Source organism: Methylophaga sp. UBA2012 (assembly GCF_002335235.1).
GTDB classification, from domain to species: Bacteria; Pseudomonadota; Gammaproteobacteria; order Nitrosococcales; family Methylophagaceae; genus Methylophaga; species Methylophaga thalassica.
Genome location: NZ_DDCG01000005.1, coordinates 14625 through 28999, shown reverse-complemented (window position 1 = coordinate 28999; position 14375 = coordinate 14625). Strand labels below are relative to the sequence as shown.

Sequence of the window (14375 nt, the reverse complement as noted above, 5' to 3'; positions counted from 1 at the left end):
AAACTGGCTATACTGTGTTCCTTTTTTAAAGACACAGCATGACTATTCAGTTTGTAAATACAGAAGCCGGTCTCAATACACTCTGCCAACAGCTAGCAGACAGTGAATGGCTGGCAGTGGATACCGAATTCCATCGCGAAAAGACCTATTTCCCGCAGTTATGTTTAATTCAGGTTGCCAGCAATGATGTCATCGCTTGTGTTGATCCATTGGCTATTAGTGACTTATCCCCCTTGATGGCGTTGTTCTACTCTGAAAACATCACCATTGTGTTTCATGCTGCCAGACAAGATTTAGAATTATTTTTCTTAATGAAAAATGCACTCCCGCCCAAAGTCTTTGATACACAATTGGCCGCAACAGTCCTAGGCTACGGCGATCAAATAGGTTATGGCAATTTGGTTAAACAATGTCTCGGTGTTGAGCTTGATAAAGGTCAGGCAAGAACAGACTGGCGCCAACGACCTCTATCAGAAGCACAGGTCGACTATGCCGCTGATGATGTCAGATATCTTCGACAACTCTATCTTCAACTTGTAGATGAACTTAACCGAACAGGTCGGGTGGAGTGGCTGAGTGATGACTTTGCGGCATTAACTGCAAAAGAAACTTATCAAGAAGATCCACAACAAAGTTGGCTGAGAGTGAAAGGCGCAGGACGCTTAAAAAGTCAGCAATTAGTGATCTTGCAAGAACTCGGTGCCTGGCGTGAGAAACGAGCCATTGAGGTTGATTTGCCACGTCGCTGGATATTGAAAGACGATGTTATGCTGGATTTAGCACGCTTTTCTCCAACAACTGTTGATGCTATGAAAAAAATTCGTGGTTTAGAACCACGTGATATTGATCGTTACGGCAAGATATTAATTAACGTCATTACAGCGGCAAAAGAAATACCGAAAGAACAATGGCCTGTATTGAAACGGCCTACCGCTTTAAGTAACCAACAAGAGGCCTTGATTGATGCCCTGATGGCATTATTGAGAAAAAGTTGTGACGAACAGTCCATTACACCTTCTGCAGTTGCTACACGTAAAGATATTGAATCATTGGTTAGAGGCCAGGACTGTGCTTTATTACACGGCTGGCGCTACAAAATTATTGGGCAGACTTTGCAAGCATTTATGCAAGGAAAAATCAGTATCCAGGCCCAACCTACTCATTTAGAAATAAAGGAAAGTTAAGCTATGTCAGTGCTCATATGTGGCTCCTTCGCTTTTGATAATATTATGGTTTTCCCTGATAAATTTAAAAACCATATCCTGCCGGATAAGGTGCATATGCTAAATGTTGCCTTTCTGGTGCCAGAGTTACGTCGCGAATTTGGTGGCTGCGCTGGCAATATCGCCTACAACCTGAAGCTTCTTGGTGATAATCCTGTACCGATGGGAACAGTCGGCACCGACTTCACACCCTATGCCGAATGGATGGATGCTAAAAATATAAATCGTGAGCATGTGCATGTCAAACAAGGGCATTACACGGCTCAGGCCTTTATCACCACCGATAAGGATGATAATCAGATTACGGCTTTCCACCCCGGAGCCATGAACCTGGCACATGAAACACTTATCAGTGAAGCCAAAGATATTAAACTGGCTATCATTGCTCCAGATGGTCGTGATGGCATGATTCAACATGCTGAACAATTAAAATCAGCCGGTATTCCTTTTATTTTCGACCCAGGTCAGGGCTTACCGATGTTTAATGGTGATGAATTGATGGCCTTTGCTGAACAAGCCAGTTATATCGCCTTAAATGATTATGAAGCACAATTATTCATGGACCGTACCGGACTCCCTGAAGAAGAAATCGCTCGTCATGTTGAGGCATTGATTATTACTCGTGGCGCCGAAGGCTCTTACATCTATACTGAAGGTAAGCGCATTGATATTGCGTGTCAGAAAGCGGCTCAGGTTGTTGACCCAACAGGTTGTGGTGATGCTTATCGTGCTGGCTTGTTACACGGTATTTTGCATGGTAAAGATTGGCAAGAAACCGGCAGAATTGCTTCTACCCTTGGGGCTTTAAAAATTGCCCATCACGGTACACAAAATCACTCGATTGATGCCGCTTCTATCCTGTAGAGAAAGATAAATATTGGTTATCGTCGGATTAGACAAAATACGCAATAAGCTGAAGTATCAGCAAAGCGTATAATCCGGCGATAACATCATCTAACATCACACCAAAACCGCCATGCAGTCTTTTATCAGCCAGACTGACTGGCCAGGGTTTCAAAATATCGAATACCCGGAATAGAACGAATCCCAACAAAATCCATAACCAGCCACTCGGGGCTGCAATCATAGTGATGAGAAACCCAACAATTTCATCCCAGACAATAGCGGAAGGATCATCCTGTTGTAACCAGTCGACTGTTTTCTGACAAAACCAGATGCCTAGGAAAAAAAATACAACCGTCAGCAAGAGATAACTCGCCATAGGTAAGGACTGCATCAAATAGAAAACAGGGATAGCCGCCAAAGTGCCAAATGTCCCGGGCGCCTTAGGTGCAAGACCTGAACCAAACCCATAAGCTAAAAATGCCGTTGGTCTTTCTAATAATTGTTTAAAGGTCACTTTAGGCAAAATGGTCATATCCTTTGCTAGTGATATCTAATATGGAGGGTTTTCCATCTTCATCGAGCAGAACAATGGTCTGTTCATCGATAATTTCGCCAATTTGTTGAATATCCAGATTTAATGCTTCAACGGCAGCCACCTGATCTGCCGCCACAGTAAAGCAGAGTTCATAATCATCACCTGAACTCAGTGCTAATTTTAGCGCTTGTTGTCTATCGATTTTTTGTAGGCTGGAAGATAAGGGAATAGCATCGAGATTAATTCTGGCTCCCTTACCACTCGTCTCCAGAATATGACCAAGATCAGCTAATAAACCGTCAGAAATATCAATTGCTGCGTGAGTAAAAGGTAAGATTTTTTGTGAAATCGCCAGTCTTGGGCTTGGTTGCTCAAGCCGTTTATTGAGGAATAGCCAATCTTGTTCTGTCAGTTCTGAGGGTTGCCATGATGATAGACGTTTTTGTAAAGCTGCCCCGGCATCACCCAGTGTTCCGCTGACATAAATCTTATCGGATAACTTTGCTTGACTGCGTCGTAGCTGCGTGCCTTTTTTCACCAGCCCATGAACCTGAATACTGATGGTCAGAGGCCCTTTCGTGGTATCACCGCCCACAAGTTGAATATTATGCTGGCTAGCTAATGCAGCCATGCCTTCAGCAAAAGCCGATAACCAGTTTTCATCCAGTTCAGGTAATGTTAACGCGAGTGTAAACCAGGCTGGTGTTGCTCCCATCGCTGCCAAATCACTTAAGCCCACAGCAAGTGATTTATGACCCAGTGTAAACGGATCTACATCGGCAAAAAAATGAACGCCTGAAACTAAGGTATCAATGGAAATAGCAATATCACTGTCTTCAGGACAGGACAAGACAGCACAATCATCTCCAATATCAACAATGACATCCTGGCGTTTTTGCGTTGCATCAGCAAAATACTGTTTTATCAGAGAGAACTCGTTTAAAGCCACACAGAAACCTTATAGTAATCAAGGCCTGAATCCTGCAGGATTCAGGCCTTGAGCTTAATTATTTCTTTTGACGTGCAGCTTTTGCTGCCTGATGTTCATGCGTGCGCAGACGCGCGCCCATTTTATCTAATACACCGTTGACGTATTTATGGCCTTGTTCACCACCAAATGATTTGGCTAATTCAACAGCTTCATTGAGCACAACGCGGTAAGGTATTTCCGGCAAATGCATAAATTCAAACACGGCTAAACGTAAAACCGACACTTCAACAGGGTCAATTTTGTCCAGGTCACGATCAATCACTTTGGTGAGCTCAGCGTCAATTTCGCCCTGATACTTGAGCGTACCATCGATTAACGTCACAAAATATTTCTTATCAATCTTGTCAGCATATTCGGCGGTAACAAACTCAAGTGTATCTTTTTGTGGTGCTTCACCATTGACTTGAGCCTGATAGAGCGCTTGTACAGCCGCTCGGCGTGCTTTTGTTCTGGGTAATCCCGTGGCCATTTATTTGCCAGCCTCAATTTGTTTTAAACCATTAACCATTTCAATCACTCCAGTGGCTGCCTTAGCAACGCTGAAAAGGTGAGTGTCAGTCCCCATCTCCTCGCCTTTCGCAAATACGTCAGCGGAATAGCTCGTGACATCACTCATTATTTTTAATCCCGAAATTAATCAATATGAAATATATTGTACTCATTTTCACAGAGCAGTGGCGAACCAATACCTACAGCCAACGTCTCCGCTTTTTATCCGACTTTTTTTTAGGGAAAGGTAAACTAGCCGCATCAGCTTCAACCGTTATCCACTCATATGGCTCTTGGTCAATCCGGACTGCTGTTAGTGTTTCTCCCCACACAGCGCCACTGTCTAATGAAAACACATTGCCATAACGACCCACCCCCAGGGTAGACCAATGCCCAAAAACAATACGGTCATTGGCTGTTAGCCGATTGGGCATTTCAAACCAGGGACGTTGATGCAACGGTTTATCTTCCGGTGCCCCTTTAAACTTTAAGGCGATTCGGCCATCTTCATGGCAATAACGCAGCCGGGTAAAACAATTGGTAATGAAGCGTAATCTGTCCCAACCTCTGAGCTCCGGTGTCCAGCGTTTAGGTTTATTACCATACATATGCTGAAAAAAATCGCGCCAGTTATCACTCTTTAAAACGGTTTCAACTTCTGCCGCTCGCGCCAGTGATTCCTTTACTGACCATTCGGCCGGAATACCCGCATGTACCATACTAAAATCAATAGCGGGATCGTGATAAAACAAGGGCTGTTGTCTTAACCAACCGATAAGCTCATCTCTGTCAGGTGCTGAGAGGATTTGCTCAATCGTGTCCAGATGGTGTTGATACTCAACCACACCAGCCGCATTAGCCAGTAAATGCAGGTCGTGATTTCCTAAAACGGCAACACAACTATTGCCCAGCTGTTTTGCCAATCTCAATACTTCAGCGGATTTAGGCCCTCGGTTGACAAGATCACCAGCCAACCATATCTGATCATCTGCTGGATCGAACTGAATTCGATCCAGCATTTTGATTAACTCATCGTAACAGCCCTGAACATCACCAATCGCATATACAGCCATATAGACGAGAACTGAAACCTAACGACGACGATAGAGCGGTTCAGGACGCAACACTGTGGCTTGATAACTTTCACTAAAGTCATCAAAAGCAGTCAACGCCTTGTCGATGCGATTTGGATTCGCCAGTTCAAAACTATTAATTCCGCACTGTGACATATAAAACAGCTGATCATGTAATACATCACCTTGTGCACGGATTTCAGCTTTAAAGCCATAGCGCTCACGTAGTAAGCGAGCGAAGGAATAACAGCGTCCGTCCGTAAACGCAGGGAAAACCAACACAATTAACGAAAAATGAATCAAATCCGGAACGACTTCTTCCAAAGGATCATCACCACTTAAACGTAAACCCAGTTCACCTTCATGCTTGACCAGTGTTTCATGTTGTTCCTGCCAACGAGCTAAGGAGACGGTAATATTGCCAGCAACCAGATCTGCATCATCATCCAGATGTGTCCAATTATCTTCGACGATTTCACGATCTTTAATTATCTGCATATACACGCTCCTTGAATGGATCAATACCTAAACGACGGACAGTGGCCAGGAATGACTCATCCTCATGACGTAAGTCGACATAAGCATCCAGTAAATGACCCACAGTATCAACGACTTCTTCTTTAGGAATAGCCTTACCTAAACGTTCACCTAATGATGCATCAGCTTCTGAGCTGCCACCAAGCGTGAATTGATACCACTCTTCACCTTTCTTATCGACACCCAGGATACCGATATGACCAACACTTTGATGAGCACATCCATTCATGCAGCCTGAGAACTTGATCTTGATGTCACCTAAATCGTATAGATAATCCAGATCTCCAAACCGTTCCGCGATCTGTTTCGATAGAGGAATTGATTTAGCATTCGCCAGACCGCAATAATCCAGGCCTGGGCAACAAATAATGTCAGTGAGCGTATTAATATTTGGTGTTGCCAGATTATCTGCTTCGAGTCTTAACCATAACGCATACAAATCTGCTTGTTTTACATCAGCAAAAACCAGATTTTGGGTATGAGTTGAGCGAACTTCACCCAAACTGAACTCATCAGCCAGATCGGCAATCACTTCAAGCTGGTCAGATGTGACATCACCAGGCGCAATACCGGGCGCTTTCAGTGAGACATAAACGGCACGATAACCGGGTTGTTTGTGAGCAAACGTATTTTGTTTAGCCCAGCGTGCAAACGCCTTATCTTCAGCCAGTGCTTTTTCATAGCTTTCATCTGCTGCTGCGTCAGCTTCATATTCAGGTTCAGTGAAATAAGACTTAACACGGTCAATTTCTTTCTGATTCAACTCAAGCTGGTCACGAATTTGCACCCACTCAGCTTCAACCAATTCACGAATATGATTAATACCATGTTCACGAACAGTAATCTTGATACGGGCTTTGTATTTATTATCACGACGGCCCAGTCGGTTATAAACACGCAAGATAGCTTCCAGATAAGACAGCAGATCCTTTTTCTCAAGGAACGGTCTGATTTGCTGACCAATGATTGGAGTACGTCCCAAACCACCGCCAACTAACACTTCAAAACCAATTTCACCTTCATGATTTTTGACTAAATGTAAGCCGATATCATGTAGTTTTGTCGCAGCACGATCTTCTTCAGAACCGATGACCGCAATTTTGAATTTACGCGGTAAATAGGCAAACTCTGGATGAAAGGTTGACCATTGACGAATAATTTCTGCCCATGGACGTGGATCTTCAATCTCATTGGCATTGATACCCGCAAACTGATCAGACGTTGTATTACGAATACAGTTACCACTACTTTGAATAGCATGCATCTGTACAGTAGCCAGTTCAGCAAGGATATCTGGCACATCTTCTAACTTCGGCCAGTTCATTTGGAAATTCTGACGCGTAGTGAAGTGAACAAACCCTTTATCGTAACGGCGTGAGACTTCCGCGATTTTACGAACTTGTTTGGATGACATCAGTCCATAAGGAATAGCAACACGCAACATAGGTGCATGTATCTGAATATATAAACCATTCATCAGTCGTAAAGGACGGAACTGCTCTTCGGTCAGCTCACCCGCCAAGAAACGACGTGTTTGATCACGGAACTGTGCGACCCGCTGCTCAACCATCGTTTGATCATACTTATCGTATTGATACATTTAAGCTCTCTAAACTCTTAATACCGGACTCGCTATTATAACGCTGGCGATATATAACAGGAAATTATAAATACCAATATCTATATTAGTTAATTGACTAATACCCCGTCATCTCTAAGGTTTAATCCGACCATAAAATATCGTTTTATCGCTAGTGATTGCTGTCAGTTTTAATTGTGCGCGTCACTTAACGGGCGAATCTCAGTTTTAATCACTCCTGAGTCAATCTGTTTTGCTGTTCTCACTGCTTTCTCTAATTCACTGTAAAACTGGTTATACTGAACACATTTTTTGATCAGGAAATCTTGCATGTCTAAAGCAAGTCGACAAAAACAACGTTTATGGCTAGTGATCGCTTTTGGCTTTCTGATTTGGGGAGCCAGTCATTATCAGCCACACAATAAAAATGTTAACAGTCCTGAAGCCACATCGATTTCGTCACTTTACCAACAGCAAAAAAGTGATGTTCTGGTTGAAGTCAGTGGCGTCGTTAGTCGTATTCTCCCAGACGATACTAAAGGCAGTCGTCATCAGCGTTTTATTATCACCCTGCCGGATAAGCTGACGGTCCTGATTGCTCATAATATTGATCTGGCACCACGTATTGACGCTCTGAAAGTCGGCGATGAAGTACATGTTTTTGGTGAATATGAGTGGAATGACAAAGGCGGTGTCATTCATTGGACTCATCATGATCCTGACAATAAACATCCTCATGGCTGGATACGCTACAAGGGTCAGTTATATCAATAATGTCAGCTAATGAATCTCGCTGTTACAGCTTTCCACCGATCGCCAAGCCTTCAGCAGAAATTCTCATTCTAGGTTCTATGCCAGGATTAGAATCACTTCGGCAACAGCAATATTATGCTCATCCACGCAATGCTTTCTGGTCAATTATGCAAAGTCTGTTTGCTATTGAAAAAAGCCGGCCATATCAGCAACGTTGTGAACTGCTGACGCAACAACGCGTAGCAGTGTGGGATGTGTTAAAGGCCTGCGACAGATCAGGCAGTCTGGATAGCAATATTGCGCCTGACTCTATTGAAGCCAACGACTTTAATGCCTTTTTTCAGGCTCATCCCAATATTCAGGCTGTGTTTTTTAATGGTGCTAAAGCAGAACAAATTTATATGAAATACGTTCAGGCGAGCTTAGAAAAACCATGGCAGAACATCACGACATCTCGGCTGCCATCCACCAGTCCTGCTAATGCGGCTCTGTCTTTAGAGAAAAAACAAATCATCTGGCGTGAACAACTAAGCAGCATCAAGCAACTTATCCAATAAATAAAGGGGCGTATTTAACGCCCCTTTATTTTGAGACTCTTTAAGCCTTTAGTGCAGCCGCTACTCTGGCAGCATAGTCCGCATCAGCCTTTTCAAACTGAGCTAACATACGTTGTTGAACAGAGGCATCACACTGCCCAAGTCCACCAGCAATATTATTTGCTAATTGCTGTTTTTGATCGTCACTCATAATACGGAACAAATTGCCCGCTTGTGTGTAATGATCCTCTTCATCAGTATCAAAGCGATCCAACCAGGCTCCCGCTTCAACAGGCATCGGAGGTTCTGCCACAGCTTGATCCGGTGCCGGACCATCATCACGATCATTCGGATAAAAGTTTGCACCACTTGTCTGATGATGATGTCCACCCGCCGGGCACAAGCCCGCCATAGCCCCATCACGCTGATAATGATTGACCGGACATTTTGCCGCATTAACAGGTAACTGATTGTAGTTCACCCCCACTCGATAACGATGAGCATCCTGATACGCTAACAGCCTTCCTTGCAACATTTTGTCAGGTGATGAACCAATACCCGGCACAAAGTTACTTGGTGCAAAAGCCGCTTGCTCGGTTTCAGCAAAATAATTATCTACGTTACGGTTTAACTCTAACTGACCTACCTCAATCAGTGGAAATTCATCATGCGGCCATACTTTGGTTAAATCAAACGGATTAACCTCCGCATCACGCGCTTGCTGTTCCGTCATGATCTGCACTTTTGCGGTCCAGCTTGGGAAATCACCACGGTCAATGGCTTCCACCAAATCCTGTTGCGCCCCATGAGGGTCCGCTACTGTCGCTTCTTCTGCTCGCAGCGTTTTAATACCCTGATTAGTTTTAAAGTGCCACTTAAACCAAAACCGTTCGCCCTTTTCATTCCAGAAGCTATAAGTATGAGAGCTATAGCCATTCATATTTCTGTATGAAGCTGGAATCCCCCGATCGGACATCAAAATAGTCACCTGATGTAAGGCCTGAGGATAATTAGCCCAGAACTCATAAGCCATGCGAGGATCTGGCAAGTTGGTACGCGGATTCTTTTTCTGTGAGTGAATAAAGTCCGGAAACTTACTTGGATCACGCAAGAAAAACACTGGAGTATTATTCCCCACCATATCGTAGTTACCTTGCTTGGTATAAAACTTTATGGCAAAGCCACGTGGGTCACGGGCGAAATCATGTGAATCCTGACCACCACCTACTGTCGAGAAACGAATAAACACATCCGTTCTTTTACCTTCATTTTGCAAGAAATCAGCAATGGAGAATTCTTTTAAACTTTTGGTGAGGGTAAAGGTTCCGTAAGCCCCGGTACCACGTGCATGGACCACGCGTTCAGGAATTCTCTCACGGTTGAAGTGAGCCAATTTTTCGAAGGTGTAGTGGTTGTCATAAGTCAAAGGTCCTCTTGGTCCGACACTGATACTGTTATTATCATCAGAGACAGGGGCTCCTGCTGATGTCGTCAAAACTTTTTTAGTCATCATTTATTCCTTGCTGCTGCTAATTATGTTGAGCAAATTCATTGCACACAACAAAGTCTATCCAGCTTAAAACGATTTGTATAATTGTTTATTATGTTTTAATTAATCGATAAAAACGATTTACATATTTTAACGGACATAAAAAAAGCCAGTCAGCGAAACACTGACTGGCTTTTCTGTAATGACATCGTTTTTTATTTGAGAAGTTGACTCAAATCTTTGGCATCCCAGTGAGGGAAATGTTTACGAATCAGTGCATTCAACTCTAATTCAAAAGCAGAAAACTCACCTGCAGCCAAGACTTCATGACTACCTGAAACGGCATCCGTAATCATACCGGCACCAATGGTCACATTCGTCAGACGATCAATAATGATGAAGGCACCAGTAGTACGATTGCGTTTATATGAATCAAACACAACCGGTTTATTCAGTGAAAATTCACACAAACCAATTTCATTGAGTTTGAGTTCGCTGACTTTATTATGCTCCAGCGTATTCACATCAATTTGATAGTCAATCCCAGTTAAGGAACCACCCGCATCACTGACACCGACTTTAATGCTGTACTGCTTGTTTGACACTAACGGTTGCTCGGTCATCCACACAACCATCGCTTTAAACTGGCTTGATACATGCGGTTGATGATGATTGCTATGAACAAGCATATCGCCGCGGCTGACATCAATTTCATTTTCTAATGTGACAGTAATGGCTTCACCCGGCACAGCATGATCCAAGTCACCATCGTAAGTGACAAGCGCTTTTACTTTACTTTCTTTACCTGACGGCAACACTGTCACTTCATCACCCGGCTTCAAAATACCCGATGCCAGAGTGCCACAATAACCACGGAAGTTCAGGTTTGGACGATTCACAAACTGCACAGGGAAACGCATATCATCGAAGTTGGGATCTTTATCAACATTGACGGTTTCCAGAATTTCCATCAAGGTTTGTCCTTGATACCAGTCCATCTTTTCACTGCGGTTAACGACATTATCACCCACCAGCGCAGACATCGGCACAAAGTGAATATCTTCCAGTTCTAACTCACGTGAGAACTCAGTGTAGTCGTGACGGATGTTATCAAACACTTCCTGACTATAATCCATCAAATCCATTTTATTGATGGCCACAACCACGTGTTTAATGCCTAGCAATGAGGCAATAAAACTATGTCTGCGCGTCTGTGTTTGAACCCCATAACGTGCATCAATCAGGATAACCGCCAACTGACAGCTGGATGCCCCTGTTGCCATATTACGCGTGTACTGCTCATGCCCCGGTGTGTCGGCGATGATAAATTTACGTTTGGTGGTAGAAAAATAACGGTAAGCAACGTCAATGGTAATGCCTTGCTCACGCTCGGCCTGTAAACCATCTACCAATAAAGCTAAATCCACCTGTTCACCCGTAGTGCCTGACTTGGCACTATCACGTGTGACGGCTTCCAGTTGATCTTCATAGATCATTTTCGAGTCATGTAAAAGACGGCCAATCAGCGTACTTTTACCATCATCCACATTACCGCATGTTAAGAAACGTAACATTTCTTTGTTTTCATGCTGCTTAAGATACGCTTCAATATCTGTGGCAATCAGGCTATCTGATTGATATGAACTTGATTCAGTAGTCATCTAGAAATAACCCTCTTGTTTTTTCTTCTCCATAGAACCCGCTTGGTCATGGTCAATCGCACGACCCTGACGCTCAGATGTCGTGGTCAGCAACATTTCCTGAATAATTTCAGGCAAGGTGTCTGCTGATGATTTCACTGCGCCCGTTAACGGATAACAACCTAAAGTACGGAAACGTACTTTCTCCATGCGTGGCTCCTGCCCTTCAGGAATACGCATACGATCATCATCGACCATGATGGTCAGACCGTTGTAGTCAACAACCGGACGTTCAGCAGCATAATAAAGCGGCACAATGGGAATTTGTTCCAGATAAATGTATTGCCAGATATCCAGCTCAGTCCAGTTTGACAGAGGGAAAACACGAATGCTTTCACCTTTATTGACTTTACTGTTATAGATATTCCAGAGTTCCGGTCGTTGCGCTTTTGGGTCCCAACGATGGTTCTTATCACGGAATGAATAAACACGCTCTTTAGCACGTGACTTTTCTTCATCACGACGCGCCCCACCGAATGCAGCATCAAAACCGTATTTATCCAGCGCTTGTTTTAAGGCATCAGTTTTCATAATGTCGGTATAACGAGGATGATCGAATGGATTAATACCCGCTGCACGCCCTTCTTCATTGGTGTGAACCAACAGTTCCAAACCCAGTTCTTTTGCCCGGTCATCACGGAACTTGATCATTTCCTTAAATTTCCATGTGGTATCAATATGCATCAATGGAAATGGGGGTTTACCCGGCGCGAAAGCTTTCATCGCTAAGTGCAACATGACGGCTGAGTCTTTACCAATTGAATACAGCATTACTGGATTCTCAAACTCAGCAGCCACCTCACGCATAATATGGATGCTTTCTGCTTCCAACTGCTTTAAGTGTGTTAATTGTTTTTCAGTCATTATCTTTCTCGTTAGTTAGATTTGACATGCAAGCCGCATTCTTTATTTTCTGGATCTTCCCACCACCAGCGTCCGGCACGAATATCTTCGCCCATGGTGATAGCTCGCGTACAAGGCGCACAGCCAATACTGGCGTAACCTTCATCGTGTAATTTGTTATAAGGCACATCATTAGCTCTTAAATAAGCCCAAACATTGCCATTTGACCAGTCTGTTAAAGGACTGAATTTCTGTAAGCCATGATCGTCATCCCACTCAGACACAGGTAACTCAGCACGAGTGACCGACTGCGAACGGCGCATGCCGGTAATCCAGGCTTTTTTGCCAGATAAAGCGCGATTCAACGGCACCACTTTTCTGATACCACAACATTGTTTTCTTAACTCAACACTATCGTAAAACGCATTTGGTCCATTATTGGTGACAAATAATTCAACATCGGCGGTGTTTGGGAAAAACACGTCGACTTTTTTATCGTAGTGTTTATTCAACGTTTGCATCAGCTCATACGTCTCTTTTGGCAAACGCCCAGTATCAAGAGTGAAAATGTCGATGCCCGGTGCATGTTTGCAGATTAAATCCATCAGCACCATATCTTCCGCACCGAAGCTAGTTGCCAGCGTGGCAGGGAGATAATTCTGTTCAATATCTTTTAACACTGCGATCACAGCATCTATTTTGGCGGCTAGAGCCGGTTTTATTTCACTCATTGTTTTCTTCTCACACGAATTGTTGTGGTTAATCCCTCTGTTGAGGTGATCTCACACTGCTGCCCATCCTGGGTTAAGCTGTTGAATACTTCATCCACGGCATCACCAGTATTCACCAGTAGATCAATTGATTGTTCTAATGCCAGTTTCTGCACGGCTTCCCTGGCTTTGATATAGTGCATCGGGCAGCCAAACAGGGTTAAATCGACTTGCTTTATATCAGACATTTTATCCCCACCAATACAAGTATGACGGCCAGTAACGGACGCATGATTTTATCCGAAATACGGACTCCCAGATGCGTACCAATAAAGATGCCTGGTAATGATCCAGCTAATAAATACATTAATAATGACCAGTCTACCGTACCCACGGCTGAATGCCCGAGACCAGCCACAAATGTCAGTGGCACTGCATGAGCAATATCCGTCGCCACAATTTCCACCCCTTTCAGACGTGGATACAAAAACAGCAAAATCACCGCACCAAGCGCCCCGGCCCCCACCGATGATAACGTGACCATTACACCAAGCAATGCCCCGGTTACCACCGTAATCATGGCCTTATTTAATTCATTTTCACGAATATCATAAAGCGCACTCACTACAGGATGGCTTTCCTGTGAACGCAATAATTTGCCTAAAGGTGCTTTTAGTAATAACGCGCTAGAGGTCAAAATCAACGCTACCCCGAGCGCTTTAGTAATCACTTCATTGTGGTTGCCATCATGCATTCCTGTTGCATTCATAAACCATAAAGTCGCCAGTGTTGCGGGGATACTGCCCGCAGCCAGACGCCATACGATATGCCACTTGACGACACCATGACGCCAGTAAGACCAGATACCACCTGCTTTGGTGATCGCTGCAAATAATAAATCCGTACCAACAGCAATAGCTGGTTGCACATGAAAAATAAAAATGAGTATGGGTGTCATTAAAGACCCGCCTCCCACACCGGTCATGCCGACCATGATGCCGACAAATAGTCCAGCAAGAAGAAAGCCCCATTCCATTTGTTTTACGCCTTGTATATTACGAAAATGCTGAC

General features: G+C 43.8%; 17 protein-coding genes. 4 read left to right on the top strand and 13 right to left on the bottom strand.

Features of this window, described 5'->3' with window-relative positions:
- Window positions 1–38: 38 nt before the first annotated feature.
- Both rnd and B2248_RS04895 read left to right on the top strand, forming a co-directional pair.
- Window positions 39–1184: a ribonuclease D gene (gene rnd / locus B2248_RS04900; protein WP_007146033.1), complete on the top strand. Its 1146-nt coding sequence runs from the start codon at window positions 39–41 to the stop codon at window positions 1182–1184.
- A 3-nt stretch (window positions 1185–1187) separates the two neighbouring features.
- Entirely contained in the window at window positions 1188–2087 is a 900-nt protein-coding gene (locus B2248_RS04895) for a carbohydrate kinase family protein (RefSeq protein ID WP_273182716.1), read from the top strand.
- A 28-nt stretch (window positions 2088–2115) separates the two neighbouring features.
- On the opposite strand, the gene B2248_RS04890 is transcribed toward B2248_RS04895, so the two are convergent.
- The 7 genes from B2248_RS04890 to B2248_RS04860 form a co-directional block, all read right to left on the bottom strand.
- The gene (locus B2248_RS04890; RefSeq protein WP_273182717.1) at window positions 2116–2601 is read right to left on the bottom strand and encodes a phosphatidylglycerophosphatase A family protein; all 486 of its coding nucleotides are present in this window, start codon (window positions 2599–2601) and stop codon (window positions 2116–2118) included.
- A complete protein-coding gene (gene thiL, locus B2248_RS04885; protein WP_273182718.1) occupies window positions 2585–3553 on the bottom strand; it encodes a thiamine-phosphate kinase in 969 nt (322 codons plus the stop codon). Before thiL ends, B2248_RS04890 begins: the two co-directional genes overlap by 17 nt.
- 58 nt (window positions 3554–3611) lie before the next feature.
- Window positions 3612–4064: a transcription antitermination factor NusB gene (nusB, locus tag B2248_RS04880; protein WP_007146037.1), complete on the bottom strand. Its 453-nt coding sequence runs from the start codon at window positions 4062–4064 to the stop codon at window positions 3612–3614.
- On the bottom strand, window positions 4065–4211 hold the full coding sequence (locus B2248_RS04875; protein ID WP_007146038.1) for a hypothetical protein: 147 nt from the start codon (window positions 4209–4211) through the stop codon (window positions 4065–4067). It lies immediately after the preceding gene.
- A gap of 73 nt (window positions 4212–4284) precedes the next feature.
- Window positions 4285–5157, bottom strand: a complete 873-nt coding sequence (locus tag B2248_RS04870) for a symmetrical bis(5'-nucleosyl)-tetraphosphatase (protein ID WP_007146039.1) — start codon at window positions 5155–5157, stop codon at window positions 4285–4287.
- 18 nt (window positions 5158–5175) lie between these two features.
- Entirely contained in the window at window positions 5176–5655 is a 480-nt protein-coding gene (locus B2248_RS04865; protein ID WP_007146040.1) for a DUF934 domain-containing protein, read from the bottom strand.
- Window positions 5642–7294: a nitrite/sulfite reductase gene (locus tag B2248_RS04860; protein WP_040576285.1), complete on the bottom strand. Its 1653-nt coding sequence runs from the start codon at window positions 7292–7294 to the stop codon at window positions 5642–5644. The genes B2248_RS04865 and B2248_RS04860 overlap by 14 nt, the downstream gene beginning before the upstream one ends.
- 309 nt (window positions 7295–7603) lie before the next feature.
- Between B2248_RS04860 and B2248_RS04855 the strand changes: the two genes are divergently transcribed.
- Window positions 7604–8047, top strand: coding sequence for a DUF3465 domain-containing protein (locus tag B2248_RS04855; protein WP_273182721.1), 444 nt, complete (start codon window positions 7604–7606; stop codon window positions 8045–8047).
- Window positions 8047–8583: a DNA-deoxyinosine glycosylase gene (locus B2248_RS04850; RefSeq protein ID WP_007146044.1), complete on the top strand. Its 537-nt coding sequence runs from the start codon at window positions 8047–8049 to the stop codon at window positions 8581–8583. The genes B2248_RS04855 and B2248_RS04850 overlap by 1 nt, the downstream gene beginning before the upstream one ends.
- Before the next feature lie 40 nt (window positions 8584–8623).
- Here the strand turns inward: B2248_RS04850 and B2248_RS04845 are convergent, their stop codons facing one another.
- The 6 genes from B2248_RS04845 to B2248_RS04820 form a co-directional block, all read right to left on the bottom strand.
- Complete coding sequence (locus B2248_RS04845; protein ID WP_273182724.1) at window positions 8624–10072, bottom strand: catalase; 1449 nt, start codon at window positions 10070–10072, stop codon at window positions 8624–8626.
- A gap of 194 nt (window positions 10073–10266) precedes the next feature.
- Window positions 10267–11712: a sulfate adenylyltransferase subunit CysN gene (gene cysN, locus B2248_RS04840; RefSeq protein ID WP_273182725.1), complete on the bottom strand. Its 1446-nt coding sequence runs from the start codon at window positions 11710–11712 to the stop codon at window positions 10267–10269.
- Window positions 11713–12615 carry a sulfate adenylyltransferase subunit CysD gene (cysD, locus tag B2248_RS04835; RefSeq protein WP_007146048.1) on the bottom strand — a complete coding sequence of 301 codons (903 nt, stop codon included), beginning with the start codon at window positions 12613–12615 and terminating at the stop codon, window positions 11713–11715.
- A gap of 11 nt (window positions 12616–12626) precedes the next feature.
- On the bottom strand, window positions 12627–13325 hold the full coding sequence (locus B2248_RS04830) for a phosphoadenylyl-sulfate reductase (RefSeq protein ID WP_273182727.1): 699 nt from the start codon (window positions 13323–13325) through the stop codon (window positions 12627–12629).
- Complete coding sequence (locus B2248_RS04825; protein ID WP_273182728.1) at window positions 13322–13552, bottom strand: sulfurtransferase TusA family protein; 231 nt, start codon at window positions 13550–13552, stop codon at window positions 13322–13324. The genes B2248_RS04830 and B2248_RS04825 overlap by 4 nt, the downstream gene beginning before the upstream one ends.
- Window positions 13540–14340, bottom strand: coding sequence for a sulfite exporter TauE/SafE family protein (locus B2248_RS04820; RefSeq protein ID WP_273182729.1), 801 nt, complete (start codon window positions 14338–14340; stop codon window positions 13540–13542). The genes B2248_RS04825 and B2248_RS04820 overlap by 13 nt, the downstream gene beginning before the upstream one ends.
- Window positions 14341–14375 lie beyond the last annotated feature (35 nt).